This window comes from Coleofasciculus sp. (genome assembly GCF_046565525.1).
In the GTDB taxonomy this organism is placed as follows: Bacteria; Cyanobacteriota; Cyanobacteriia; order Cyanobacteriales; family Coleofasciculaceae; genus Coleofasciculus.
On the sequence record NZ_JBKHUP010000074.1, the window covers coordinates 15303 to 41565 of the forward strand.

Genomic DNA, 26263 nt, shown 5'->3' on the forward strand with positions numbered 1-26263 from the left:
TTAATTAAGACTTATTAGGCATAGTCTGAATTTGGTGGAAGCGAGTTAGGTTAGAGGGAGACTCTATATTAAGCATTATGGAGCGAATCCGTGCAAGGCAGTGGCAACTAATTGAAAGTGAAGCTATCGCAGTTGAACTGGGAAAAATGCGTAATCTGGAGAAAAAAAACTATATATTAGAACTCTTAGAATTAGCAACAGTGACGCAGGAAATTAACGAAAATATTGACCTGCGATCGCAACAATTGGAAAGGTTTGGTTTGGGACTTTATGATTCATTTCATCTAGCTTGTGCTGAGGCGACTCAGGCTGACATATTTCTCTCTACTGATGATCGCCTACTAAAAAATCCTATCCGACATCAAGAGGCTTTAAACCCAGATTCCGCATGTCAGTCTGTAGTATGTTAATTCTGGTGTAGTTTGCTTGTCAGGAATTGTATGATCAGTTTACAGTCGGGTATTTGCCGGAATTTAGGGTGATAGGATTAGATGTGTAACCTAGTATGCACGCGCTCATCTAGGGAGGAGTCCGATGCCTGGTTTGACGATTAAAGACCTGGAAAAATTGCAGGTGCAACATCCACACTATCGAATGGAGTTGATCGGTGGGGAGATTATTGTTATGAGTCCGTCAGGGTATGAATCCGATGAAGTTGCGGCGGAGATTATCGCCCAGTTGCGTAACTGGGTCAGACCTCGCCGGTTAGGGCGAGTGACGGCATCCAATGCTGGATTTATTCTCCCCAATGCTTCGGAGGACGTGCGTGCGCCGGATGCGTCCTTTGTCCGAGCCGAGCGATTGCCGCGAACCACAGGAGATTATGCTCAGTTAGTCCCTGATTTAATGTTTGAGGTCAAGTCCAAAACTGACTCTTTGTCCAAGCTGCGTCAGAAAATTCAGGAGTTTCTAGCACTAGGAACACAGGTTGGGGTTTTAGTTGATCCGAGAAGTCGGACGATGGAGGTTTATCGTCCGGGTGTGGAGAAAGTGGTTTTGCGAGATGGGGATGTGCTGACGGTGCCGGAACTGCTGCCGGGATGGGAGTTAGTCGTAGCTGAAATTTGGGCACCAGAGTTTGACTAATACCAAATAGTTCTACCAAATAGTTCTAACCCTAACCGGGAGCATGTCGAATTTAGAAATGGTGATAAACTTAGCGATCGCTAAATTTTTGGGAATCCCCATGACGATGGGAGGCGGAGCCTCCATAAGAGCCTTCCCAGGCAGAGCCTGGGAAGGAGGGTGTCTCTAGAAAGTAGCTAGATTACTGACGCCAGACTTCATCGACAACATCCCCTGATGAACCGACTAATTGGATATGCAAGGGCATTTGACCGAAGGCATGGGTGGAACAGCTTAAGCAGGGATCAAAGGCGCGAATTCCGGCTTCAACTCGGTTTAATAACCCTTCAGGTATTTCATTCCCGTGGATGTAATGCTTGGCAATTTGTGCCACGGTTTTGTTCATCGCCAAGTTATTTTGACCCGTGGCAATAATCATGTTGACTTTCTTGATAATGCCATTTTCATCAACATTATAGTGGTGGAACAATGTACCTCTGGGCGCTTCACTGACACCGATGCCTTCTAAATTGTTAATTCCGGCTTCAGCACGAGTACGTTTGGAGACAATATCTGGATCTTCAACTAATTGTTCAATCCGTTCTAAAGCTGCCAGAATTTCCACTAAGCGGGCATAGTGATAGAAGAAGGATGAGGTGGCTACACCGCCGGCGCGATCGCGAAACTCTTGTAACTCCCGATCCGCTGCTTCAGTTCCCATGCGATCGCAGATATTCAGTCGGGCTAATGGACCTACCCGATAAATCCCATCCGGGTATCCTAAGGGTTTATAGTAGGGGAATTTCAAATAAGACCAGGGTTCAACCGCTTCACCCATAAAGTCTCGATAATCATCCTCACTGAGTCCATCGGCTACCATATTCCCTTCACTATCTTTAAAGCGAAGATGACCATCATAATGTTCCCAGACTCCATCTTTGCCAACTAACCCCATAAACAAAGAGGGGAACAGACCAAAGGTTTCTACCTCTGTAGAAAACCGATCCAATAACTGCTTAAACAGCCCCAGGGCGGTATCTAGAGTCGCACGGGATTCCGGTAAGCGATCGCGAATCCAGGCGCGTCCCTCTTCCGATAGAGGCGATCGCACGCCACCAGGAACCGCCCAAGATGGGTGAATCTTCTTCGCCCCCAATAATTCGATCACCGTTTGACCAAACTGGCGCAAGCGAATCCCACTGCGGGCTAAATCTGGATCAGCCGCAATTAATCCAAACACATTCCGAGTCGCCGGATCACTATCCCATCCCAATAAAAAGTCAGGACTACTCAGATGAAAAAACGACAGCGCGTGAGATTGAGTAATTTGACCCAAATTCATCATCCGCCGCAATTTCTCACCCGCAGGCGGTACCTTCACCGCTTGAATTTTATCCCCAGTTTTCGCCGACGCCAGTAAATGACTCACCGGACAAATCCCACAAATTCGAGCCGTAATTCCCGCCATTTCCCACATCGGGCGTCCTTCACAGAACTTTTCAAAACCCCGGAATTCCACCACATGAAATCTAGCGTCTTCCACTTCCCCCGCATCATCGAGAAAGATAGAAATTTTCGCGTGTCCTTCAATACGAGTAACCGGATCAATAACAACTGTTTTAGCCATAACATTACCCTTGTTTATTTGTTTCTTTGTCCTTTGCTTATTTTCTTGGTTAATTATTGTTCGTCATCAACTATCAACTTTAACCAATGACAAAGGACATAAGACGAATGACCAATGACTATCCAAACTTAATCATTTCCCGTCCTTCCATAACGGGTTTTTCACCTCGCAGTAAAGGTTCGATTGTTGCTTGAATTCGGTCGGCTGGTGGTGGACAACCGGGCATAAATAAATCAACGTGAACCACCTCATGCACAGGGCGCACGCGGTCTAGTAATTCTGGGACAATTCCAGGGAATTTTGGTAATTGGGGATTAGTGTCTCCCAACTCCAAATAACAGCGTTTCAGCACAGGTTCTGCCCCTCCCAACATATTCCGCAGGGCGGGTACATTCGCGGTTACAGCACAATCGCCAAAGGAAATCAGGAATTTGGTGCGTTCTCTGGCTATGCGAATTAACTCTAAGTTTTCTTCATTAGCGATACCCCCTTCTACTAAACAAACATCCACGTCTTCGGGGTAGTCTTTAATATCAGAAGCCACGGGGCTAAAAACCACATCCACTTTCTCAGCCAGTTCCAGTAGCCACTCGTCTAGATCCAGAAAGGACATGTGACAGCCGGAACAGCCACACAACCAAATAGTCGCCAGTTTTATCTTTGCCATGTTTTATTTCTCCCATAATTGGTGATTGGGGAACAGGGGATTGGGCTCTCGCATTCGCGTTGGGATTTGAGTATAAATCCGAGATATTTGGGCGCGAATGCGAGAGCCCCTACGATTTTGTCACCGCGTCCATTTTCGATCTTCCCGTGCTGTGACCAAAAATTCTACTTTCCCTCTGTCTTTTTCCATTTCCGCGACTGTAGAACCTTTGCGGAAAAGAGAACCTGTGGGACAAGCATCTACACACTTACCACAAGAGGTACAGGCTTCCACCTCTCCCCAAGGTTGAGCTAACCCGCTAATTACACGGGAAGCCGGACCTCGACCCGCCACATCCCAGACGTGGGCGCCTTCGATTTCATCACAGACTCGCACGCATCGGGTACAGAGAATACAGCGGTTGTGATCGATGCCGAAGCGATCGTGAGACACATCCACCCCTCGTTCTGGAAAGCGGTAAGGGAAACGGGTGTGATCCATCCCCACCTCAATTGCCACATCTTGCAGTTGGCAATTGCCATTGGCTACACAGATGGCACAGATGTGATTCCCTTCGGAAAACAGCATCTCGACAATCATGCGGCGGTATTCTTTGATCGTTTCGGTATTGGTATGAACTTTCATTCCCTCTGCTACCTCAGTAACGCAGGCAGGGAGGAGTTTGTTACTACCTTCAATCTGCACTAAACACAACCGACAAGCGCCCACATCGGTAACCCCTTCTAGATGGCACAATGTAGGGATATGGACACCTGCTTCTTTGGCTGCGGTTAGGAGGGTGGCGCCTTCTTCAATGGCGAGATCAACACCATCAATTGTCAATGTTTTTACTGACATATCTTTTGTCCTTAGTCATTTTTCCTTGGTCATTCATCAACAAACTTATGACTTATGGGGCTGGTTTTGCTGATTTAATTAGTTTTAGTTCCTAAACCCGTCCCTACAGTCCCTAAAATTAACCCTTCACAACCTTCGAGGGTAGGCTGATGACTTATGACTTCACCGCCACTTTGCCATTGGGGCTGTCTTGAAGCAGCGCCAGATACTCATCCCGGAAATAGTGCAACGTACTCAGGACGGGATTGGGTGCGGTTTGACCCAAACCACATAGACTGGTGGATTTCACCATTTCACAGAGGTGTTCAAGTTGTTCAATATCTCTCATTGTGGCTTCTCCCTTGAGGATCTTGGTCAGCGCTTGGTACATTTGCACTGTTCCAACCCGACAGGGAATGCATTTACCGCAAGTTTCTCCGCGACAGAATTCCATATAAAACTGGGCAACTTCAATCATACTGGTGGTTTCATCCATCACCACCATACCGCCGGAACCCATCATTGAGCCGATTTTAGTCAAGGAGTCGTAGTCTACGGGGGTGTCGAGGAGTGATGCGGGAATGCAACCACCAGAAGGACCACCTGTCTGCACCGCCTTGACTTCACCATCGGGTACGCCGCCACCCATTTCTTCAATGATTTCCCGTAGGGTGATACCCATGGGAACTTCAATCAAACCATTGTTGCGGATTTTACCCGTGAGGGCGAACACTTTCGTACCTTTGCTCTTTTCGGTGCCGATATTGGCGTACCATTCGGCTCCTTCCCGAATAATGGCAGAAATATTAGCAAAGGTTTCGACATTATTAATTAAAGTAGGACATCCCCATAAGCCCGATTGCGCGGGGTAGGGGGGGCGGGGGCGAGGCATTCCCCGTCCGCCTTCTACGGAGGCGATTAAGGCGGTTTCTTCACCGCAGACGAAAGCACCTGCACCAATGCGGATATCAACTTTAAAGTCAAAGGGAGAGCCGAAGATTTGACTCCCTAGAAGGCTGAGTCTTTTAGCTTGCTTGATTGCCTTTTGCAGGCGATCGATCGCGAGAGGATATTCAGCCCGGACATAGATGAAAGCTTGTGTAGCACCAACCGCATAACCTGCGATCGCCATTCCTTCTAGAACCCGATGGGGGTCACTCTCTAACACCGAGCGATCCATGAACGCACCGGGATCACCCTCATCCGCATTACAGATAACATATTTTTGCTCCCCAGGCATCTTCGCCATGGTTGCCCATTTCAATCCCGTGGGATAGCCGCCGCCACCGCGTCCCCGCAACCCACTCTTGCTGATTTCATCGACAACCTCCGCCGGGGTCATATCATGAATAACTTTATAAAGGGATTGATACCCCCCCGCCGCAATATATTCTTCAATCCGTTCTGGGTCAATTTTGCCACTGGTTTCCCGGACGATTCGCATTTGGCGAGCAAAAAAGGGGTGATTCAGATCGCCCTCATCTGCCGTGGCTGTCCCGCCGTTAAGTGCTTCAATAATACTAGCGGCATCATCGGGAGTTACTTCCTCATATAGTTTTTCCTGGGGATCGATTTCCACCAAAGGACCTCGCCCACAGAATCCCATACAACCGACACCAACCACTTGCACGCGATCGCCTAATCCTGCTGTTTTAACCGCTCCCTCTAAATTTTTCTTTACACCCAAGGAATTTGCCGCTTGGCAACCCGTTGACGTACAGCAATGTACCCGGATGCTTTTTTGCGCCTTGCGTTCTTCCTCAGCAATTTCTTGCAGTTCCGTTAAGTCCATCTTTTTCTCTCCTCATCAGTTATGGAATCAACCCACCCGCACAAACGTAATCCTACCCAGCGCCATGTAAAGACGTAGCATGCTACGTCTCTACTCCATCCATCCCTTCACCTTCTCCAGTGCCAATTCTGCGGTTTGTTTCGGCGCAACTGTGCCATCAAACACCACGGCTGGGGCGATACCGCAGGCTCCAAGACAACGGGCGCTGAGCAAGGACATTTCCCCATCGGGGGTAGTGTCGCCCACTTGGATACCAAGATGCTCTTCTAGTGCTGATAACACTTGTCCGCCGCCTTTGACGTAACAAGCCGTACCCGTACAAACCACACAAGTATGAGTGCCACCGGGCTTCAGGGAGAATAGATGGTAAAATGTCGCCACCCCATACACCCGACTCAGGGGGAGTTTTAGCCCTCGTGCTACATACAGCAACACGTCCTCCTCCAGATAGCCAAAGGCTTCCTGTGCCTTGTGGAGAACTTCAATCAAAACATCAGGACGATACTGAGCCCGCTTCATAGTGATATCTAGGACTTTGAAGCGCTTATCACCACTGGGATGTCCTGTCTTGGCTTCCTTTGGTTTTTTCGCCGCAGTGGTGTCTGCACGAGCCGTGGGCGCAGTTGCCATAGTTAACTCTCCTTTATTTGAGTATCTGTAGGGTGGGTAAATGCCCACCCCACAACAGGTTTACACCGCAGGTACGGCAGGTTGGGTATCGCTTATACTGGTGTCACCGATCGCACCATTGCCGTTGACGGTTTCGACATCAGGAACCTCACCCAAGTCGCCGTGATAGGCTTTGGTAAGGATTTCCTTAAGATCTGCAATCAAGGGATAGCGGGGATTCGCGCCAGTACATTGATCATCGAATGCCTGATCCGCAACTTCATCCAGCTTGGCGAAGAATTCCGCTTCACTTTCCTTGATCACATCCTTCAGCGCCGCCGGAATCCCCACCTGACGCTTGAGTTCCTCAATTGCCCCAATCAGGTGATTGATTTTCTCGTCTTCGCTATCGCCGCCCAAGTGCAGGTAATCAGCAATCCGAGAATAGCGCCATTTGGCATTAGGATACTTGTATTGGGAGAATGTCGCCTGCTTAAAGGGCGCATCCGTGGCGTTATAGCGAATAACATGGGAAATTAACATGGCATTCGCTAACCCGTGGGGGACATGGAAAATAGCCCCTAATTGGTGTGCCATAGAATGACAGATGCCCAGGAAACTATTGGCAAACGCCATCCCTGCCATCGTGGCGGCATAGTGCATTTTCTCCCGCGCCTTGGGATCATTTGCACCATTTTTGTATGCCGAAGGCAGGTATTTAAAGATTAGGCGAATTGCCTCTAGTGCCAACCCATTGGTATATTCACTAGCTAACACCGAAACATAAGCTTCTAAAGCGTGAGTCAAGGCATCGACACCCCCGAATGCGGTGAGACTCTTGGGCATATTTAGGACTAATTCGGGGTCTACAATCGCCATATTTGGCGTTAAGGCATAGTCCGCCAAAGGATACTTAATATCATTGCGGCGATCGGTTACTACCGCAAACGGGGTAACTTCTGAACCCGTTCCCGATGTCGTGGGAATGGCTACCATCATCGCTTTCTCACCCAAGGGGGGCAGTTCATATACCCGCTTGCGGATATCCATGAACCGCATCGCGAGTCCTTCAAATTCAATCTCTGGATGCTCATACATCAGCCACATGATTTTGGCCGCATCCATGGGCGAACCCCCACCCAAGGCGATAATCACATCGGGCTTGAAGGTGTTCATCAACGTCAATCCCCGTTGTACGGTTTCTAAGGAGGGGTCTGGCTCTACGTCATAGAAGATATCGTATTTGATACCAATTTCAGCCAAAACCTCTTCGACGCTAGCCGTCATCCCTAGATCGTAAATGGGTTTGTCGGTGACGATAAATGCCCGTTCTTTCCCCGCTAACTCCCGCAGCGCTACGGGCAGAGACCCATACTTAAAGTACACCTTGGGCGGTATCCGGAACCACAGCATATTTTCCCGCCGTTCCGCGATCGTTTTTATGTTCAGCAGGTGTTCCGGTCCGACATTTTCACTGATGGAGTTCCCTCCCCAAGTACCACAACCCAGCGTCAACGAGGGATCAAGGCGGAAGTTATAGATATCCCCGATCGCACCTTGGGAGGAGGGGGTGTTAATTAAGACGCGAGACGCCTGAACTTGGTCTTCAAACCGTTTAATATGGTCAGCATTGGCTGGATTGGTGTACAGCACCGCCGTATGTCCACGTCCGCCAAATTCAACCAATTGTCCGGCTTTGTCTACCGCATCCTCAAAATCTTTAGCCCGATACATTGCCAGAACGGGGGAGAGTTTCTCGAAGGAAAAGGGTTCATCAGTGCCAATCTTTTCCACTTCGCCAATAATCACCCGGGTTTGTTCCGGTAAGGCAAATCCAGCTAATTCGGCTAACTTCTCAACAGGTTGACCGACAATTTCGGCATTTAAGCGCCCATTGACAATAATTTTACTCCCCATTTTTTCCCGTTCTTCTGGCGTCAAGAAGTAAGCGCCGCGATTAATAAATTCTTGGCGAACTTCCTCGTAAACATTATCCAAGACAATCACCGACTGCTCACTGGCGCAGATCATGCCATTGTCAAAGGTTTTACTCAGAATAATCGAAGACACCGCCATTTTAATGTGAGCGCTGGAATCAATCACCGCTGGCGTGTTTCCTGCACCAACACCGAGAGAGGGATGTCCCGAAGAATAGGCGGCTTTCACCATTCCCGGACCCCCTGTCGCCAGGATCAGCTTCACATCGGGGTGCTGCATCAAAGCTTGGGAAAGAGGCACCGTTGGTTCATCAATCCAGCCGATAATATTCTCAGGTGCGCCAGCCGCTACCGCCGCGTCTAAGACGACTTTTGCCGCTTCCAGGGTGCATTGTTTGGCACGGGGATGAGGGGAGAAAATAATCCCATTTCGGGTTTTCAGAGCAATTAATGCCTTAAAAATCGCCGTTGAGGTGGGGTTGGTGGTGGGTACGATCCCCGCTAAAATACCAACGGGTTCAGCAATTTTCTGGAAGCCGAAAGACTTATCCTCTTCGACAACACCACAGGTTTTGTCGTGTTTGTACTTGTTGTAGATCATTTCCGAGGCAAAGTGGTTTTTAATCACTTTGTCTTCAACGACTCCCATGGCGGTTTCACTAACTGCCAGTTTTGCTAGAGGAATACGGGCAGCATTGGCAGCGAGTGCCGCTTTTTTAAAGATGGCATCGACCTGCTCTTGAGTGTAGCTAGCGTATTGGGTTTGAGCTGCTTTAACCCGTTTAATTAATTCTTCGAGTTCCTGATGGTTTGTGACTTTAATCATGTTGGTTGCGGTAAGTTTCGTCATGGGTCAATATTTAATGTCCCTCACACCCACTATTGATTTGGTTCTTGTTATTTCTCGTTTACTAATCGGGCAGATTTCCCAGCTAAAGCGACTGAGTTTCTCCCTGAATAGCAACCATAGTTTTGCCACTTACTTTTGCTTGCACCCTTACATTTGCGTCATGGCAAACTGAGCTACTCCCAGTATAAAGTGGGTAGGACTTCATAAAAATCTCCTCATTGGAATACTCAAATTTGCTCCGGCTAATCCCCTAGAATGATTCGATTCAACAATAATTAATCAGATCGTTGATTAATCAGACAGTTCCTCCCCATGCAGTATAGACCAAGAATTCATGACTAGGGTAGTCCAGGGAATCTCAGGAATACTTTTTCCTCCCGTCACACTTACTATACTATCTCGAACGAGGGATTCATACATTAATAAATCAATGAAATTTTTAGGATTGCGCTAGACTTTAGCCTCCTGAATTTTAGAATTTCTTAATAAACAACGCTCTAGTTGTTCAAACGCCAGACTAGCTTTTTTCAACCAACCAAAACTGTTAACCATGAACCAAGCATCGGACAAGGCGGCTGCATGTCCTTAATAGCACTTGCAGTATCGGTTTGTCGATAGGGGGAGAATTACCCCTGATGGGACTATGTTCGTCTATCTCCAGACGTAAACGTTGCAATTTTAAAATAAACTTAACACAATGAAATTATTCTTTTAATATTGATAGGCGATGACGACCACCGATGAACTAAAATCCCGCCCCTTACCTCCCGGTCATTTCGGTTTACCGCTGATTGGGGAAACAATCCAGTTTTTCCGTGATCCCGACTTTGCCAAGAAGCGTCATCAAAAGTATGGGTCGATATTCAAAACCAAGTTATTTGGACGTCCCACGGTGATGATTAGTGGTTCCGAGGCGAATCGCTTCGTCCTCACCCATGAGAACCAGTACTCAAGATAGCGGTGTTTATACGCAACCAGAACTATTTGACCCAGAACGGTTTAACCCTCAAAGGGCGGAGGATAAAGCCAAACCCTTTAGTTATGTAGCCTTTGGCGGTGGGGTGCGCGAATGTTTGGGGCGGGAGTTTGCCAAATTGGAGATGAAATTATTTACCGCGTTGTTAGTGCGAGATTATCAGTGGGAACTGCTTCCGGAACAGGATTTGGATATGGTTACAGTACCGACACCCCACCCCCGCGATGGTTTGCGGGTTAAGTTTTGGCGGCGACAGGGACACAAGTCGGTCTTTGTCACTGATGAATAACGACGGGCGTTCCTACAGACGCCCAATTATATAACCACTCGGCGTGATCAACTGCTACATTCACACAACCGTGACTCATCGGAGTGCCAAAGTTATTGTGCCAATAAGCCCCATGAATGGCATAGCCACCTTGGTAATACATGGTATAGGGCACATTAGAAACATCATAACCGGGACCACGCATGCGATCGCGCCGCAGCTTGGTTTGAATGTTAAAGACGCCGGTACGGGTAGGTGTAGCGCTTTTCCCGGTGGAGACAATCACCGCATAGACTTGAGCCCCCCCTTCCCAGGCGATTAACCGTTGATTGCTTACATCAATTTGAATCCAGCGCTGGTTCGTATTTTGCAGCGCCGTCATTTTGCTGGCAATCTGTTCACTTTGGGGTGTGGGATGGGCGACGGGTGTATTAAACCCAAACACAGTTATGGCTAAGGCGACACCCGCTAGGAGGGTTCCTGAACGGCGCAGCCACTTTGTAGACCTGATGGTTTTCATTGAAACTTCTGAGGTAACAGCATCATCCTCTTAGTTCCATTTTATGGATCATGGTTAAATTGAGATCGAAGTTTTTTCGCCCGTTGGGTAATCCCTTGCCAATCCCCAGACGCGATGAGGGGTTTGGGAAACAAATCTCCCGCCAAACCGACCGCGATCGCACCGGCTGTGATAAAGTCTTTAGCATTGGCGAACGTTACGCCGCCTGTAGGAATCAGGGGAATATGACCCAGAGGTCCTTGTAAGGCTTTGATATAACTGACACCGCCTACCGCCTGGATAGGAAACACTTTAACGCAACTTGCCCCCGCATCAATAGCGGTAACAATTTCACTGGGAGAAAGTGCGCCGGGAACGATGGGAACTCCAGCGTTAACAGCCGTATTAATTAGACTGGTATTGGTATGAGGGGTAAACAGAAACTCAGCCCCCGCATCAATAGCTTGATGTACTTGTTCCAGGTTTAATAATGTCCCTGTACCAATCGTACAGTTTGGTAACTCTTGGCGCAGATGACGAATTAATTCCGCCGCTGCGTCTGTATTCCAGGTAATCTCAATTAACTTTATTCCTCCTGCGGCTACCGCCAGCGCCATTTGACGTCCTAACGATTGGTCAGACGCCCGAATTACGGCAATGGTACGATGCTCTTGCAGAAGAGTCAACCAAGATTGATTTGATATACTCACAACGTTATGCTTACTTCTGTCATCTACCTTAAGTCAAATGGTACTGCAATTAAGGCTGGTGGGTAGTGACCACCCTACAGTATATCAAGGGTTTCGGCGCTTCCAAAATACAAATGTTCAGTGCCATTGAAATTAAGTCAGTGCCAATCACTTTAAATCAAAAGTCACCGACTTACTGAGTTGATAGTTGCGCTGTATTCGCCCTAAACGCTTAAAGGCTGACTACAAACTCTTAATTCAGTAACATTCACTCTAGGTTAAGTCGTATAAATAATTCAAGGATTATAGTCAGGGCTTCAGAGTTATTTTACAGGCTAAAGCCCTTACTACGAACTACAAACTAATTCACCGCTTAGCCGTAGCCGTTTGCAGCCATTGCTGTAACTGTTGCTTAACTTGTCGTTCCCTTTGTGCAACGGTTGCACCAGCTTCACCCATCTTATTCTCAAACTCAGCTTGCTTGTATTCTACAACACTAGGTTCTACAGTTTGAGATTGTGCTTTTAGTTGGTTGTACCAGGCGGCAAAAGTCTCTAGGCGCTGCTTCAAACGCTCATAGCGATTGCGCTCAATTTCAGCCCCGTTGATATCACGATTAACCTCGCGATTATTCATCGTAGCATATTGATGCTGCACATCCGTATAGGCTTGGCGCAAATAGGGCAAAAGGCGATTTTTAAGCGCTTTGGAGACGGCGATAACGATAGCTTTGGAACGAAGCCCAGGTGTTTTTGGCGCGGCTTCATCGTTTTCGTTCTCGATTTTATTTACCCTTGCCAAAATCTCCGATAAGTTTTCTTGAAAAATCCCGCGAATTTCACCCGTTCCGTCTTTCACTTCAGCCAAGGTTTTAGAGAAAGCCTCTTGGACAATTTCTTGAATTCGTTCTGCCCGTTCCCTTTCTGCGGATTTAGCTTTCTGAAAATCAGTGGTGATGCGTTCTTTAGTAGAGTGAGACATTTTTTATCCCTCGTTGCTTTGATTAACTCGGTTTCGAGACTTCTGGTAAAAAGCTTTTCTACTCCCAATTTAATCTTGCCAAATTTATGCCTAACTTTCCGGTGTGGTTTACCCCCAGTTTTGGCGTACTAATTCGACAAACGGTAGGGAGACTACGACATCAGGTACGGATATCCGACGATTGAGCTTGTTTCATCAACTATCCAGTTGAGGCGGATTCCTGTTTCCTTCTTTCCCCCCTTTCAAAGGGGGCTAGGGGAGATCTCCCGATGTTCAATACACACTTCCCAGTCGTATTGTGCATTTTCCCAACCTACTTGACTCTCTTGAAAGCAGGGAACAGGAAATAAAGGCAGAAGTCTAGGATATATTATTTTACCCTTGGCTTTTGGCTTGGTTCTTCGCCACGGATAATTTTTTCTTTAAGAGAAAAACAACAAATTGACAATAAGGTCTATATTTAGCTTTTTTGTTGACATTGGCAAATTTGGCAATTTCCTTACTGAAAATGCCAACCGTCCAAGACTTAGATGGATATTTTTTACTCAACCACTCAATCACAGCATACAGTAACAACAAATATATCCTTGTTCAATTAGTAATGATTGGCGTAAATCATCTTTTTGCGGATAGTTATCATAATCAGCATAAGGCTGTGAGCGGTGTTCTAACAATGAGCGGGGTTCGTTCCCTTTGACAATATGCTTCATGCTAGTCAGTCAAAAAACTAATCAACGTTTGCCCCCGAACAACTTCCGGGTCATTTTCTCCCAGTAACTCAGCGAGTTCTTGCAGTTTAGTTTTAGCCTCCTCTATTTTATCTTCATCGATCAAGGCAAAACAAGCATTGATTTTCTCCTGCACTTGATTGGGGCGTTCTTTCACCCCCATCAATTCATATAAAATTGAATTGCTATCTCTACCATAGGTATGAGGGGTTACTTCGACGAGTTGATAGTCTTCTAAAATAAATACATTTTCTCGTTTCACATTACTCAGAACTTGAGGCGAATGAGTTGTCACGATAAACTGGCAATTCGGAAAGGTACGGGTTAGGCTGGGAATTACGATTCTTTGCCATTGGGGATGCAAATGTAAATCGATTTCGTCAATTAAAACAATACCTTTGCCTTCTAAGGCATTAACTCCCAAGCCGGGATTAGCAATTGCCAATCGCCGCGCTAAGTCAGTCACCAACATTAACAGCATTTTTTCTCCATCTGAGAGTTGCTCTAGCTTGAAATCTTGATTATTCTTGGTGATTGTTAAGGAAGGGGAGACAGGGTTACGAGTAAAATCAATATTTCTTTGGGATTTTGATCTAACTACTCGCAGGTTATGAAAATGGTTATCGGGAAATTCGGCTAAAAATACTTCTATTGCCTTTCTTATTACTTCTAAGTTGGGATTCCTATATGCATTATCTTGGCGCAAGCGAATTTCATTTTCGTAATCCTCCTCTTGTCTGAACCATATCAAAAAATCTTGAAAATTCTTTATTTCCGGATTAAATGCTCCCCGATAAGCATTCAATTGATTAATTTTGCATTGAATAATTGTGATATCTAAATCATCTAAATCAATGGGTTGAGTACCTAAAATCATTCGATGAGTTCTGTAATATATTAGTAACGGTAAATTTAGAGCTTGATTCTCTTCTTGTAATTGTTGGCGCAAATATTCAATATAATGATTGACTTGATCATAGTTTCCTGGAATTTCTTGTTGATTAATATTTTTTTGAATATACCAACATATTTCATTATTAGAATCTAATGAAATTTTAATGGATGCATAAAACTCTTTATTCCCAAGTTTAATATCATCTATCGTCAAAATTTTATTGATTTTCTTATAAACAGTATCTGATTCAAAAAGATCAGTGAGTTCAATTTTAAGTATTCGTATTTCTAATTGAATTAACAGAGCAGCAATGCAATCCAATATAGCTGATTTTCCTGAACCATTGATTCCAATGAGTATGGCTGTATTATCAGGTGAAAATTTAAAATGTATTTCTTGAAAACATCTAAAATTTTGAATATGTAATTCATCAATATGCATAAATAGCCCAAAATGGATAATTTATATAAATTATTTTACTTTAAAACCTTTGCCAATTCAAGTAAACTCAGCCATTAGCCCTCTACAAAATCTCAATCACTTGCCTAGCCATCCTCTAGCGTCAATCTAGGAATCAAAGTTAACGGCTACAAGACGTAATCAGTCAATTGTAGGGGCGGGTTTAGCCACTAATTTAGCTTTTCAAAGATAACTGAGCAACAAAACCCGCCCTATCTCACTTTTCACGGGAATTCTATAAACCTGAGTCGGGGCGGGTTTAGTCACATCTTGGTGAAACCGAAAAGATAGTAGTGAAACCCGCCCCTACACAATCTACAAATCTCCCAATTTCTAACTCAAAACTTACCTCCCTTCGTTGCGCCACATACAGTGAAAACTAATAAATTAAACCACCTTGGGTTTCGTTCCTCAACCCAACCTACGAAGGTAATAAAAGGTGATATGCTCCCTTCACATTCGCCTTATCCAGAATCCTCCTTTTCCAGCAAAGTTAATAAATTCAATTCTTTATTCGCTACATACATCACCGGATTCTTCTGCTTAATCACATTACCCTCTTGCACCGCTCTTTTTAACCAATCCTCCATCTGTCCTTTTCGTACCTGCAACGATTCAGCCAGAGATTTCGCATCTTGAGGTTGCTCTAACTGGTTGAGGATAAAGGGTAAAACCGCTTCATAGATATCTTTGGCGGGTAAATTAATAGAAATCGTTTTATCCCCGCCTAAATCATCTCCGGCTGAGGATTTCTCAGACTCTATTACTCCCCCATCAACTTTGCTTTCTTCAGCCTCAGCTATAGCGGCGTCTAAAATTGTACGCAACGGTTTATTCCAAGGGGCTTCTGGAAAAACGATTCCTCCCTTTTCCAGCAATTTATGATTTCCTTCGGGTACAGTTCCCTGCATTCGTACAAAAACCGGGACATCTTTTACCTGTCTCAACACCTCAGTCGCCCCCGCCCAGGTTCCACCTTTACCAACAGCAGAACTAATCACTAACGCATAATCAGCTAACGCATAAATATACTTGTTTCGCCCCATAGCATTACCCGCGCTGAAACTAGCGTCGGGGTCATACGCAGACACTAATGTCAGTCTACCTTCTTTAATTCCAGCACGATACTTACTCGCCACAGCCGCCTTCGTTAAACTATCAGCAAGTACGCCCACAGCGTTCCCACCTGCTGCTAATATACCTAACATGGAAGCTTGATCTACCCCACGCGCCCCACCAGAAATCACATTGATTCCTTGTTCAGCACATGTCTGGACAACTCTTTCAGTATAATTGAGTCCTTCTTGATCAACATCACGAGAACCAACGATAGCCAACCCAGCTTGAGAAAGCAATTCTCTAGTCCCAATTCCATAGAGAATAGCGGGTGCATTATGATTCAATCTTTGCTTCAGATATTGAGGATAAAGAGCGTCACCTCGTCCCAGTATCCATAACCCCTGATTCGTCCACTTTTCCACCGCTAAACCTAGCATAACACCGCGCTCAAGTAAAGCGACTAACCGATGAGACTCAAGCTTGCCAATGGTAATTTGGGATAAGCGATTTTTCAGGGTTTGATCAAGCAAATCCTCCGGAATCATGTCATTTTCCAGCAACCAACTCGCTACCGTATTATACTCGCTCAGGGTTAAGGGTTTGGGTTCAGTTTGACGATTTTGTCCAAAGCTGGCACACAATAATAAAATGGCTTGAGTATTGGGTGACAGCAGATGGTAATCCATAATCTTCTAATTGGCTTACGCTAACGAATTGAGTGTCAATGCCAACGGAAAAACCTGACCACTTCCAGCACGACGCAAAAGTGCAGCAATGACCGTGAATGTCCAACGTGAATCTACCATATCATCAATTAAGAATACTGCACCCTTCATGCCTTGCCAAGGCTTCACTTCAAAGACACCATCGAGGTTATGCGCTTGTTGGTAACTATTCCCCATCTGTTTTTGTGGCTGAGTTTGGCGAACTTTCTGCACAATTGGCTGAAAGGGTAGTTGTAATTGATTGGCGAGTCGTTGGGCAAAATTTGGCACAAGTTGTGGATGACGTAAGGAAGGAACACAAGTTACCCAAGTAGGAAAAGGTTGAGGGTGCCAACGTCGAATCATCTCAAATGCACCCTGCACCAAGGCGTCATCAAAATCATGATTATCGTATTTCCCTTGTTTAACTAATTCTCCCCAACCTGCATCCCCCCAAAGTGATAATGCTCGTCCGGGTTCAGCGCGTAAATTGTCGCGAATTTTCCCAGAAAACCCATAAATAGGGAGCGCTTTAGATGCCCATTGTTTACGATGTTCGATAATTTGGTCACTACGACGGAGATACTGAATTGCTTGATTAACTCGGTCTAGGGAATAGGTTTCGGGTAATAACGGTCTACCCAAGCATACCGCACATTTACCGCAAGGCGTTGGCTGGGGATCATCTAATTCTTTGGCGAGAAATGTCATCAAGCATTCTCGACTGTTCATATAGTCCAACATGCGAGTTTGTTCTTGGCGACGAATTTGGGTTAACCGTTTAATTTTATCTGTATCCGGTTGATAAAATACGGGCGTCGCATACCATTTAGAGCCTTGTTTGGTTACGGGTGCAGGGGACTCCAGGGATAACAATTTCAACACCTTATTAATTTGTCCATTAGAAAGATTGAGATGCTGCTCGATTTGGGGAACCGACAATCCATCTTCTGCTTGTTCTAATGCCTTTAAAACATCTTGAACATGAGCCTCTGGCGGAAAGGCAGTTTGAATAAAATAATCAGTAATTTCCTGGTCTTCATCACCACTGAGCAGAATCCCATAAGCTTGCTCTACCGCTCTCCCCGCGCGTCCGACTTGTTGGTAATAATGAACCACAGAACCTGGACGCTGGTAGTGAATGACAAATCCTAAATCCGGCTTATCAAATCCCATTCCTAAAGCAGTTGTAGCGACTAAAGCTTTAATTTCATTGTTGAGGAGTTGGTCTTCTAAGGTTAAACGCTGTTCATGGGTTAGAGCCCCATGGTATGCTTGAGCATTAATGCCTTGCTGATTTAACCAATGGGCAACTCGTTCGGTATCTTTAATCGTCAGGGCGTAAATAATCCCACTTCCGGATAAATTTGGCAGCTGTTCAGCTAACCACGCCATGCGTGCGGCGGGACTCGGTAATTTGATGGTTTGTAATTGTAAGCTTTTTCGGGTTAGAGTGCCTCTGGATACAAGCAAATTAACACCCAGTTGAGTAATAATATCGTTAACTACTCGGTTATTTGCTGTGGCGGTTGTGGCGAGGGCGGGAATGGTTTGAGGAAGCGCTTGCAAAACACGGACGATGCGCCGATAGTCGGGGCGAAAATCATGTCCCCAGTCGGAGATACAATGGGCTTCATCAACAACGAATAAGCCAATTCGTTGCGATATGGGTAACAGAATGGTTTGGCGAAAGTTTTCATTGGCGAGTCGTTCGGGAGAAATGAGCAGAATATCAATGATTCCCCCTTGTAATTGAGTGTTAATCTGTTCCCATTCTTCTGAATTACTGGAGTTAATCGTGGCGGCGTTAATATTAATGCGTTCAGCGGCGACAATTTGATTTCGCATCAAAGCCAGGAGGGGTGAAATCAGCAGGGTGGAACCCGCACCACTATTTCGCAGCAAGCGAGTAGCGAGAAAGTAGACAATGCTTTTCCCCCAGCCTGTGCGTTGTACAACCAGGAGCCGCGATCGCGCTAGAATTATGCTAGCGATGGCTTCCCATTGTCCATCCCGGAATTGAGCAGTTGGATTATTGAGAGCTTGGCGCAGCAGTGACAGCGCTTGGGCTTTGAGTTGGGTTGTCATATCGATACACCGTAACGATAATAGCCAAGGCGGGTTTAGTTTCATTATGGGTTTTCTTCTGAATGTTATCAGTAAAACCCGCCCCTACTGTCCTCAAATTCAAATCAACTTATCAATGGATAATTAATAATTGATAATTGACAATTGATCAATTGGGTCTAAGATCTCTTCATTTACGAAGAAATTAAAAAAGATTTTCCTTAATTTCAATCCTCTTCTTTTAAGGAGAGGTCATTATCCATTGTTCATTATCCATTGTCAATTTGTGAATGGAGTGGCTCAAAAGATTGGCGGACTGGGCGTTAGCTTTAAAATTGTTTAACCCTAGGAATGCGAAAAAGGCGAGAAGTATGTCTCGTCGTTTAAACTTCATGTTGTTTACCTTCGCCAAATAGAAAAGTATCAGATATTATATCCTTTTAGAGAGAGGTTTTACGGGAACGCCTCTCCCTAATAGAGCCTGCTATATCTGGCACAATCTTTTTTGCCTACTCTAGATACTTAGTGAGACAGGTTTTGTTGTCGCATCCTGAGTTTATCCAAAAACTGGATAACTACCCTTTCCAGTGGTCTATCTTGAATCCTTTGAACAAATTTAGTTAATGGGTTGAGTTCAATAACATAATTCCCAATTTGAATCCCCAGCGGTGCTAAATGCTTACCGGATAGTTCCTGGTGCAGTAAGGGAAACTTGCCCTGCTTTAAATAATCAATGAGCCACAGCACATCACTATTTCTTCTGTGTTCCTCATCTTTAAATCTGTCCTGCTCACTTCCAGCAATTGTATCCTTGTCAAAAGAAATAATGCCTGTTAAATTAAACAGTGGGCTTTGGCTGATGTAGCATAGAGTTTGTTCCCTTGTGGGAATTACACCCAGGTTTTTTGAGTCGAGGAAACGGGCGATGAAAGCTAGAGGTCGAGGAATGGCACTTTGCGTATCACTAATATCAGGTGCGATGAGTAAAGAAGGTTGACCTTTGATAGCACGTTGTAGGTCAGGACTATCGAGGATACTTTCTTCAATTTGTCGAATCTGACTGTCCGCGTCTGAATTACACCGCTTTAAAATATCTCGCCATCTGTCGCCACTTAAAAGCTCTAAAAGGGCGATGTACTTGCACCCTAAACTGTGACCTATCCAAAAATAGTTTTCTGGATTTTGATAAACTTGAGTTGGATAGTTGAGTTTATTGGCAATTTGGGAAATTTCCTGGGACAGAAATTTCTGTTCTTTTAACAAATTAATTGAAACAGACCAATGGCGAAAGGTAAACCGGAATGGTAGAGCAATAATCGTATAACCTTCATCAAACAACGCCTTTAATAAATAGCGATAAAAAACGGTCGGTAAACTGCCAAAGAAAGCACCGCCGATAAATTGAATAACACCTTTGGGATTGGGATGAATAGCAACCCAACTAAAGGAAAGTGGCGAAAATTTTATTTTCTCGTTCATATCAGTTGATTTTGCTTTTAGGGGGGTAGGGGAAATCTGAATATGTAGTAAGCCGAAGGAAAATTAGTATATTTCCTAAGTATGGTAGTAGAGACGTAACCTGCTACATCTCTACTATCTTTTTGGTCAAAATCCAGGTTGATACCGACTGAATTACGGTTTAAGCTGTGATTGTTTAACGGCTTGGAGCTTGGGTTTCTAACTCACTGATCCGTTCCACCATCGCGCTTAAAACCTGTTGCAAGCTATCGGTGGTGCTTGAGATTGCTCCATTGCTCAGATTCGGGGGGGTAAGAGTAAGCCGATCAGGATTTTCTCGGATAATTTCGGCTAACCCAGGGTCAAGATCAAGAATTTCCGGAGGAAGTTGCCGTATCGGAAAATTTGGGAATTGAAACTGAGTCAGTTTAACTTGAGAACCGCCTGTAGCCGTGGGAAGTGCATAAGCAAGTTGGTCAAAGTCTTCCTTGCTTGTGGGAAAGTTTTTTGGCAAGAATGTTCCTCGTTGCTGAGGAGTCAGCAACAAGTCAAAGGAGCTAGAACCAAATAAGTTGGCTAGGGAAAGCGTAACAAATCCACGTATTTCAGTATCTGCTTTGTCAACAACCTCTTTTTTGGTTACATCAGGTTGTAAGAGAAATAATCCGGTATCTCGTGGACCAATGGATATCAAATAGGTTTGGGTAGTTGGGGTCTGACTAACGGGATTTAATGGACTATTCAAACCCGCGACATCAAAAAATGCTAGTAGCGGTTGGCTGTTTAGGTTTGGAGATTGAGCGGTGAAATTGACTCGCAGTCGGACAGGGACACTGCTATTGAGATTAGAAATTGTCAAAAAGTAACCCTGGATAATAGTCCGACCTGCGCCTAATATGTCAGCAGCCGGCTGCACTAGGGGTTTAACCAAAAGCTCGAAAGTAGAAACAACTGTGGATACAGCCATTAGCTTGAAACTCCTTTAATAGAACATCAGAACCTAGTACCGCTTCCGAGAAATTCACAATGGTTTGATTGTCAGCATTTTAGTAAGGCTTGACTGATCAATTAATTTCCGCCGCGCTGTACTTAATGATTAACCGGGTTGTCCCTCGGTTATTACTAGAAACGAGGATTAAGGGGGGACTATTCCAGATTGATACAAAACTTTACATTAGGAGTTGAAGCGGAACCACACAAACAAAGAGGAGGCGATTGAAATCGCGGAACCACACAAACTTTCGTCCGCCTGTGGCGGCTGTGAGTATTCGTCAGTATGAAAAAGCCCTAGAGTCTCTGGTTGAGTACAATTGTACTGCTTTTAGCCAAGAAATTGAGTTCTTGGCGGGTGTAGGAGCTTACTCACGGCAGTTTATAACTAGCAACCCGTACCTTTAAGTCTCCCTCTTGGGGAGGGTAGCTAAAAATAAATGCTCCCTCTTGAATTTCACCACTGGACAAAAAGTTAATAGTTTGTTCCCCTGATTCTTGAACTCCCGCTGCTGTTGTGAGTTCCGCCACCACCTGAACAGATTCCGCCGTTCTACCTCCACTATTGGTGACTGTGAAGGGGACATAAAATTGTCCCTTTACTTGGCGAATTTCTACTTGTTTAATAGTTACACAGAGGATAGGGGGTTGACTGTCTCTACCCAGTCCTCTAAATGTGACCAGTCCCACAATTGTAATTAAAATGAACAGGGCAATGGTAAAGCTGACCCACTCCGCCGGGGAACGATGAGAGGAGTTCGCTTGATCGGAAGAGTGATCACTCATCTGTTTTTCGCGGCTGGATACCTCGTCTATGTACTCTTATGTGGGGAGGAAAGCCTCGTCCATAGCTAGGCTATGGGCAGGGTAGTTGACATCATATCGCTAAACGTCCAGCAGCACCGCCAATAGTGGCAGGTAGCCCTAATAACAGCGTATACCGCAACCACAAAAACCACGGATCACTCAAGCTAAGACGGTTGAAGAACCACAACATTAAAGCCGAAGCCAGCAGTGAAATCAAGTAGGAGAGAATAGTTTTCCCGATAGGAGTTGGCAAGATTCCTTTCTGTAGGCGGCGTGGGCGTTGGTGGGCAAAGCCAGCAGCAAAAACAATCCCGTAGGAAATGAGTAAGGAGGCGGCAATAATGACCAACAGCCAAGGGGGTGATGCGGCAGCCGCTAGGGTGGGAATTTCGTCAGTCGGGGCAATACTAAAGGCAACAATAATTGCACCGATTAAGGTCGCACTAATATCAGCTATCATATCCCGGAAACCGAGTTGCTTGATCTGTGGCTGGATGATTATAATCGACCGTGAGCCTTGACTGGATTCAAATTCAGCCGATTGTTCTGGCAGTAGCGATCGCGCCATCGCTACACCCAAGGAAAATGGTACACTCTCAAAAATTACTTTTCCCAATGCTTCATCAATTGGAGTTTCTCCGGTAATTCGACGCAGCAAAATTAGAATAACTGTCGCACAAACAATGCCAATTGCCAAGGCTTCTACGCTTTCTATTGCCGCATGAACTATCCCATCACGCCTGCTTTTGCGGAAGCCTTCGCTGCGATTAAATAAAAACACAGCTAGATAGGTAATGCTTAGAACCCCCAGTAATATGATAGGTTCAATATAAGAACCTATCCACCAAACCTCCATAGTATAGAGCAGAGGAATACCAAATAAGAAACCACCGAAAATACCTCGAATGATTTGATGAATCTCTAATAACCAAGTCGGTGAATGCTGTTGTGTCTGGATCAGTTTAACCATAGTCTATTTAACTAAGAAATTTATGATGGTTGAATCAGTCACTCATCTCTCATCCCCAACTCCTGGCGTCGATGGAGCCATCGAGACACATCACTAGCTGTAATAATTCCCTGTAGATCTCCATTGTTAGTCACTAACACTCGCCCCATTCCTGTATTTTGCATCTTTTGCAACACATTAGATATAGTCTCATCCGGACGAGCGGTTAAATCCTTCTGCACAGGTTTCATAATATCTTCAACCCGATAGCTTTTCCATTGTTCTCGTGAGATTTGCTTAAACACAGCGAGTAACCAGCAATGGCTAGAGCGCTTACTGATATTGGGGACAGGATTAGTGGTGCTGTGGATTTTAGCCACAAGTAAATGGGTTGACCGTTATTTGTCACGACTGATTAATTGGGCGTTGCCGCGCTGGACGACACTTAATGTGCAAAATTACGCCAGTTTGCTACGTCTGTCTGGTGATTACACCGTAATGGAGATGGAAGTACATAACAAAGGACAAAGAACAAAAGACTCATTAAAGAAAGAAAAGAGGCGGTAGACCGCAATGCTACAATCAGAGGGGGTAACGGGGAAAGCGAGGTTCGATTCGGGAATAAAGGGATTGAGGTCAATCCTGAATAGATTGGCTACATTAAAAACTATTGATGCTCCCACCTTAATCGGGCGCTGCACTGAATCAGGGCACTTAGGGAAGCAAAATACCCCACATTACTCAAAACGCTTTGAGGGACATGGCTATGCAGTCGGAACAACAACAGCGAATCATGGGCTACTTTATGGAGGAGGCACAAGACCACCTCAATACCATAGAGCAAGGTTTGCTAAATCTGCAAAGCACCATCGAAGACGCTGAGACGGTGAACGAAATGTTCCGCGCTGCTCATTCGGTTAAGGGCGGAGCAGCTATGTTAGGACTCAATAGCATACATCAAACTGCCCATCGCCTAGAAGATTACTTTAAAATCCTCCAAGAAGCTCCGATTAGAGTAGATACTCACTTAGAATCCCTGTTGCTGCGAGTTTTCGATATCCTCAGCGCTCTTTTAGGGCAGCTGCAAGGAGCTTATGGATTGACCGACGAAACAGCCAGTACGATTATGTCTGATGCTGAGCCTGTCTTTGAGCAACTCAACAGCTATCTGCAACAGTTAGTCCAAAACACTCAAGCGGCTGGTGATACTCCTTCCCTAGCCAATTCATCTCAATCCTCTAGTAAAGGAACAAAAACCTTGCCCGCCACCTTTAAACGAAATGTGCTGGTAGAACTGCGGGAGATGTTGCAACTGTATAAGCAGTCGGATACTCCCGAACATCGCCACGCCCTGCAAGAACATTGCCAAAGGTTGATCGAATTAGGCGATCAATTAGACTTACCGGGGTGGGGTGAATTACTAGAGATATCAAAAAGTGCGATCGCGAATCTTGAAAATTCCTATCGCTTACTCGCTAGTGTCACCATTAAGGAAATTAAACAAGCTCAAGAATTAGTTCTGAGCGGGCGCTCCGTTGAGATTGTACCCAGTGAACAACTCAAAGCCCTGGCACCAGACGCCACAACAGTCGAATCAGCGACAGCACCTGATATTAGCACCCATTCTTCCCATCAACCAACTCCTGTAACCGAGGAATCCGACCTAAACCTAAATAAAGCCACCCATCTCCCCGATAGTCGAGATACCTATATCCAATCCCAGGATACCTATATCCAAGATCCAAACGACACAACAGAGTTCAGACACGATCAACTCCAATTCTCGGTGGTTCAATCCTCAAACTCGATCTCTCCCCTCTCCGATCAGGGCGAACCCGAAGTGGGTATCGCAGAACTCAATAGTTTAGCCGATATTTTTGAAACTCAAACACCTGATTTCGATCAAAGTTGGCAAGAAGAAGAAATTATCAGCCTAAATGCTCAATCCTTAAACTCTGATTCAGATGATTTTCTGAATCTTGAAGACTCGAATGATTTCTCGGATCTAATTGAGGATAGTGAGAATTTAACAAATAATGACTTAAGGCAAGGGTTAGCGGATGAGTTCGCCCTAGACGCGATCGCAAATCCTCAAGCATCAAAAGAATCATCGGATTCCTTTGATATCTCATCCAGCTTGACCGATGACTTTTCTGATCTACTATTTGAGTCAGATAGCTCAGAAGATTCCGACCCAATGAGTCAATCAGGTGATGACTTAAAGAGTTTATTTGGTGATAGTTTCTTTGACGGGGAAAGAGAAAATTCGCCAGCAGCCATTCTTAGTTATTCAGAACTTGAGGATTTGGACGTAGATGAGGACTTTCTCCAATCCTCCCTTGAGGGCGATGAAACCGTCTCAGAATCAGACTTTGACTTTGATGACCTGCTAGAAATTTCCAGCAGTGAAGAAAATCTCCAAACCCCAGGAGAATCAGTCAATCAGAGCGATTTAGCTCTGGAAGACTATCTAGACAGTAATGATTTAGATTTAGATCTAGAAAACCATTTAGACAATAGCAATCAAGCTGATACAATCGACATCGAATCAGCAACACCGGAAGCGGGAGATGTATCAAATATGTTTGAAGAAACATCTCTCGACGATTTTGCTCAAGAAGCTTGGGAAGAGTCAGAAGACCTCCCCGATTTTGAGGCTCTCAATGACTTCTTTGATTTAGAATCACCTGAAGTTGAATCGACGCCAGTCGATAGCTTGACTGACCCAGAAGAGGTTTCTATCGTTGATATGCCCCTATCCAGGGATGAAGCTTTATTGAATGAAAGCACAACTTCATTCCAAAAGGATGGGGAAAGTTCGGAGTCATGGTTTGAGGAAGAAGGCGACGAAATTCTGCCAGGAGTAACAGAAGATGCCGAAGAACTCTTTGCTGAAGAAGGTGAAGAGTCATTGGACTCAACGGTACAGGTAGAGGATTTCGAGATCGATTGGTTAACGGATGAATCTCAACAGACACAACAACCGTGGACATCGGAAACTGAATCAGCAGCTGACCTATTTGGCGATTGGGAAACACCACAGACGCCATCTAGCGAAGATTTAGACGCCCTCTTTACTGAAGATGAAGATGGTGAGGAGTCATTTGACTCAAGCGCCGAGGTAGAGGATTTAGATGCAGATTGGTTAACCGATGAGTCAAAAGGGACACCGCAACCGGAAACACCACAAACCCAAGGGGATTTATGGGGCGAGTGGGAAACAACAGAAACACCGCCGAGTGAAGAGTTAGACGACTTATTTGGCGAAGCAGAAGAGGAAGCATTAGCCAGCAACGCCGAGGTAGAGGATTTAGATGCAGATTGGTTAACCGATGAGTCAAAAGGGACACCGCAACCGGAAACACCACAAA

The 26263-nt window shown here is 45.2% G+C and carries 22 protein-coding genes and 1 pseudogene; 5 read left to right on the plus strand and 18 right to left on the minus strand.

Annotation, left to right across the window (positions count from 1 at the left end):
* Positions 1-77: 77 nt before the first annotated feature.
* Together ACLGGO_RS23940 and ACLGGO_RS23945 are read left to right on the plus strand one after the other, a co-directional pair.
* Positions 78-410, plus strand: a complete 333-nt coding sequence (locus tag ACLGGO_RS23940) for a PIN domain-containing protein (RefSeq protein WP_446421161.1) — start codon at positions 78-80, stop codon at positions 408-410.
* Positions 411-534: 124 nt separating this feature from the next.
* Positions 535-1086, plus strand: coding sequence for a Uma2 family endonuclease (locus ACLGGO_RS23945; RefSeq protein WP_446333944.1), 552 nt, complete (start codon positions 535-537; stop codon positions 1084-1086).
* A gap of 181 nt (positions 1087-1267) precedes the next feature.
* Here the strand turns inward: ACLGGO_RS23945 and ACLGGO_RS23950 are convergent, their stop codons facing one another.
* The 6 genes from ACLGGO_RS23950 to adhE all read right to left on the minus strand — a co-directional run bounded on the left by ACLGGO_RS23950 (position 1268) and on the right by adhE (position 9339).
* Positions 1268-2692, minus strand: a complete 1425-nt coding sequence (locus ACLGGO_RS23950; RefSeq protein ID WP_446421162.1) for a Ni/Fe hydrogenase subunit alpha — start codon at positions 2690-2692, stop codon at positions 1268-1270.
* A 118-nt stretch (positions 2693-2810) separates the two neighbouring features.
* On the minus strand, positions 2811-3359 hold the full coding sequence (locus ACLGGO_RS23955; protein ID WP_446333946.1) for an NADH-quinone oxidoreductase subunit B family protein: 549 nt from the start codon (positions 3357-3359) through the stop codon (positions 2811-2813).
* 120 nt (positions 3360-3479) lie between these two features.
* Complete coding sequence (gene hoxU / locus ACLGGO_RS23960) at positions 3480-4196, minus strand: bidirectional hydrogenase complex protein HoxU (protein ID WP_446421163.1); 717 nt, start codon at positions 4194-4196, stop codon at positions 3480-3482.
* A 154-nt stretch (positions 4197-4350) separates the two neighbouring features.
* Positions 4351-5967: an NADH-quinone oxidoreductase subunit NuoF gene (nuoF, locus tag ACLGGO_RS23965; protein WP_446333948.1), complete on the minus strand. Its 1617-nt coding sequence runs from the start codon at positions 5965-5967 to the stop codon at positions 4351-4353.
* A 90-nt stretch (positions 5968-6057) separates the two neighbouring features.
* Complete coding sequence (gene hoxE, locus ACLGGO_RS23970) at positions 6058-6597, minus strand: bidirectional hydrogenase complex protein HoxE (protein WP_446333949.1); 540 nt, start codon at positions 6595-6597, stop codon at positions 6058-6060.
* Between the two features lie 60 nt (positions 6598-6657).
* Complete coding sequence (gene adhE, locus ACLGGO_RS23975; protein WP_446421175.1) at positions 6658-9339, minus strand: bifunctional acetaldehyde-CoA/alcohol dehydrogenase; 2682 nt, start codon at positions 9337-9339, stop codon at positions 6658-6660.
* 751 nt (positions 9340-10090) lie between these two features.
* On the opposite strand from adhE, the gene ACLGGO_RS23980 reads away from it, so the two are divergent.
* Together ACLGGO_RS23980 and ACLGGO_RS23985 are read left to right on the plus strand one after the other, a co-directional pair.
* On the plus strand, positions 10091-10321 hold the full coding sequence (locus tag ACLGGO_RS23980; RefSeq protein ID WP_446421164.1) for a cytochrome P450: 231 nt from the start codon (positions 10091-10093) through the stop codon (positions 10319-10321).
* Positions 10314-10628, plus strand: a pseudogene (locus ACLGGO_RS23985) (cytochrome P450); the annotation flags it as partial. The gene ACLGGO_RS23980 and the pseudogene ACLGGO_RS23985, both read left to right, overlap by 8 nt.
* Here the strand turns inward: ACLGGO_RS23985 and ACLGGO_RS23990 are convergent.
* The 12 genes from ACLGGO_RS23990 to ACLGGO_RS24045 form a co-directional block, all read right to left on the minus strand.
* Positions 10615-11127, minus strand: a complete 513-nt coding sequence (locus ACLGGO_RS23990; protein WP_446421165.1) for a L,D-transpeptidase — start codon at positions 11125-11127, stop codon at positions 10615-10617. The pseudogene ACLGGO_RS23985 and the gene ACLGGO_RS23990 overlap by 14 nt on opposite strands.
* Positions 11128-11168: 41 nt before the next feature.
* Complete coding sequence (locus ACLGGO_RS23995) at positions 11169-11810, minus strand: bifunctional 4-hydroxy-2-oxoglutarate aldolase/2-dehydro-3-deoxy-phosphogluconate aldolase (protein ID WP_446421176.1); 642 nt, start codon at positions 11808-11810, stop codon at positions 11169-11171.
* Between the two features lie 351 nt (positions 11811-12161).
* Positions 12162-12776 (minus strand): hypothetical protein, encoded by a 615-nt coding sequence (locus ACLGGO_RS24000; protein ID WP_446421166.1) that lies wholly within the window; start codon positions 12774-12776, stop codon positions 12162-12164.
* A 375-nt stretch (positions 12777-13151) separates the two neighbouring features.
* Positions 13152-13352 carry a hypothetical protein gene (locus ACLGGO_RS24005; RefSeq protein WP_446421167.1) on the minus strand — a complete coding sequence of 67 codons (201 nt, stop codon included), beginning with the start codon at positions 13350-13352 and terminating at the stop codon, positions 13152-13154.
* A gap of 135 nt (positions 13353-13487) precedes the next feature.
* The gene (locus tag ACLGGO_RS24010) at positions 13488-14840 is read right to left on the minus strand and encodes an AAA family ATPase (RefSeq protein ID WP_446421168.1); all 1353 of its coding nucleotides are present in this window, start codon (positions 14838-14840) and stop codon (positions 13488-13490) included.
* Between the two features lie 482 nt (positions 14841-15322).
* On the minus strand, positions 15323-16603 hold the full coding sequence (locus ACLGGO_RS24015; RefSeq protein WP_446421169.1) for a DNA-processing protein DprA: 1281 nt from the start codon (positions 16601-16603) through the stop codon (positions 15323-15325).
* 15 nt (positions 16604-16618) lie between these two features.
* Positions 16619-18709, minus strand: coding sequence for a RecQ family ATP-dependent DNA helicase (locus tag ACLGGO_RS24020; protein WP_446421177.1), 2091 nt, complete (start codon positions 18707-18709; stop codon positions 16619-16621).
* 501 nt (positions 18710-19210) lie between these two features.
* Positions 19211-20167 (minus strand): DUF1350 family protein, encoded by a 957-nt coding sequence (locus tag ACLGGO_RS24025; protein WP_446421170.1) that lies wholly within the window; start codon positions 20165-20167, stop codon positions 19211-19213.
* 175 nt (positions 20168-20342) lie between these two features.
* Complete coding sequence (locus ACLGGO_RS24030) at positions 20343-21113, minus strand: hypothetical protein (protein ID WP_446421171.1); 771 nt, start codon at positions 21111-21113, stop codon at positions 20343-20345.
* Positions 21114-21508: 395 nt separating this feature from the next.
* Positions 21509-21922, minus strand: a complete 414-nt coding sequence (locus ACLGGO_RS24035) for a TIGR02588 family protein (RefSeq protein ID WP_446421172.1) — start codon at positions 21920-21922, stop codon at positions 21509-21511.
* A 91-nt stretch (positions 21923-22013) separates the two neighbouring features.
* The gene (locus tag ACLGGO_RS24040; RefSeq protein WP_446333959.1) at positions 22014-22913 is read right to left on the minus strand and encodes a TIGR02587 family membrane protein; all 900 of its coding nucleotides are present in this window, start codon (positions 22911-22913) and stop codon (positions 22014-22016) included.
* A gap of 38 nt (positions 22914-22951) precedes the next feature.
* Entirely contained in the window at positions 22952-23272 is a 321-nt protein-coding gene (locus tag ACLGGO_RS24045) for a CBS domain-containing protein (RefSeq protein WP_446421173.1), read from the minus strand.
* A 386-nt stretch (positions 23273-23658) separates the two neighbouring features.
* Between ACLGGO_RS24045 and ACLGGO_RS24050 the strand changes: the two genes are divergently transcribed.
* Positions 23659-26263: Hpt domain-containing protein (locus ACLGGO_RS24050; RefSeq protein WP_446421174.1), on the plus strand; the 2605-nt coding region annotated here is incomplete at its 3' end.

Excerpts from the sequence above, each read along its gene's own strand:
- hoxU (WP_446421163.1), bottom strand. The coding sequence starts at position 4,196 with ATGTCAGTAAAAACATTGACAATTGATGGTGTTGATCTCGCCATTGAA.
- ACLGGO_RS24025 (WP_446421170.1), bottom strand. The coding sequence starts at position 20,167 with ATGAACGAGAAAATAAAATTTTCGCCACTTTCCTTTAGTTGGGTTGCT.
- ACLGGO_RS24030 (WP_446421171.1), bottom strand. The coding sequence starts at position 21,113 with ATGGCTGTATCCACAGTTGTTTCTACTTTCGAGCTTTTGGTTAAACCC.
- ACLGGO_RS24035 (WP_446421172.1), bottom strand. The coding sequence starts at position 21,922 with ATGAGTGATCACTCTTCCGATCAAGCGAACTCCTCTCATCGTTCCCCG.
- ACLGGO_RS23945 (WP_446333944.1), top strand. The coding sequence starts at position 535 with ATGCCTGGTTTGACGATTAAAGACCTGGAAAAATTGCAGGTGCAACAT.
- ACLGGO_RS24000 (WP_446421166.1), bottom strand. The coding sequence starts at position 12,776 with ATGTCTCACTCTACTAAAGAACGCATCACCACTGATTTTCAGAAAGCT.
- adhE (WP_446421175.1), bottom strand. The coding sequence starts at position 9,339 with ATGATTAAAGTCACAAACCATCAGGAACTCGAAGAATTAATTAAACGG.
- ACLGGO_RS24020 (WP_446421177.1), bottom strand. The coding sequence starts at position 18,709 with ATGACAACCCAACTCAAAGCCCAAGCGCTGTCACTGCTGCGCCAAGCT.
- nuoF (WP_446333948.1), bottom strand. The coding sequence starts at position 5,967 with ATGGACTTAACGGAACTGCAAGAAATTGCTGAGGAAGAACGCAAGGCG.
- ACLGGO_RS24040 (WP_446333959.1), bottom strand. The coding sequence starts at position 22,913 with ATGGTTAAACTGATCCAGACACAACAGCATTCACCGACTTGGTTATTA.
- ACLGGO_RS23955 (WP_446333946.1), bottom strand. The coding sequence starts at position 3,359 with ATGGCAAAGATAAAACTGGCGACTATTTGGTTGTGTGGCTGTTCCGGC.
- ACLGGO_RS23980 (WP_446421164.1), top strand. The coding sequence starts at position 10,091 with ATGACGACCACCGATGAACTAAAATCCCGCCCCTTACCTCCCGGTCAT.
- ACLGGO_RS24010 (WP_446421168.1), bottom strand. The coding sequence starts at position 14,840 with ATGCATATTGATGAATTACATATTCAAAATTTTAGATGTTTTCAAGAA.
- ACLGGO_RS23950 (WP_446421162.1), bottom strand. The coding sequence starts at position 2,692 with ATGGCTAAAACAGTTGTTATTGATCCGGTTACTCGTATTGAAGGACAC.
- ACLGGO_RS23940 (WP_446421161.1), top strand. The coding sequence starts at position 78 with ATGGAGCGAATCCGTGCAAGGCAGTGGCAACTAATTGAAAGTGAAGCT.
- ACLGGO_RS23990 (WP_446421165.1), bottom strand. The coding sequence starts at position 11,127 with ATGAAAACCATCAGGTCTACAAAGTGGCTGCGCCGTTCAGGAACCCTC.
- hoxE (WP_446333949.1), bottom strand. The coding sequence starts at position 6,597 with ATGGCAACTGCGCCCACGGCTCGTGCAGACACCACTGCGGCGAAAAAA.
- ACLGGO_RS24015 (WP_446421169.1), bottom strand. The coding sequence starts at position 16,603 with ATGGATTACCATCTGCTGTCACCCAATACTCAAGCCATTTTATTATTG.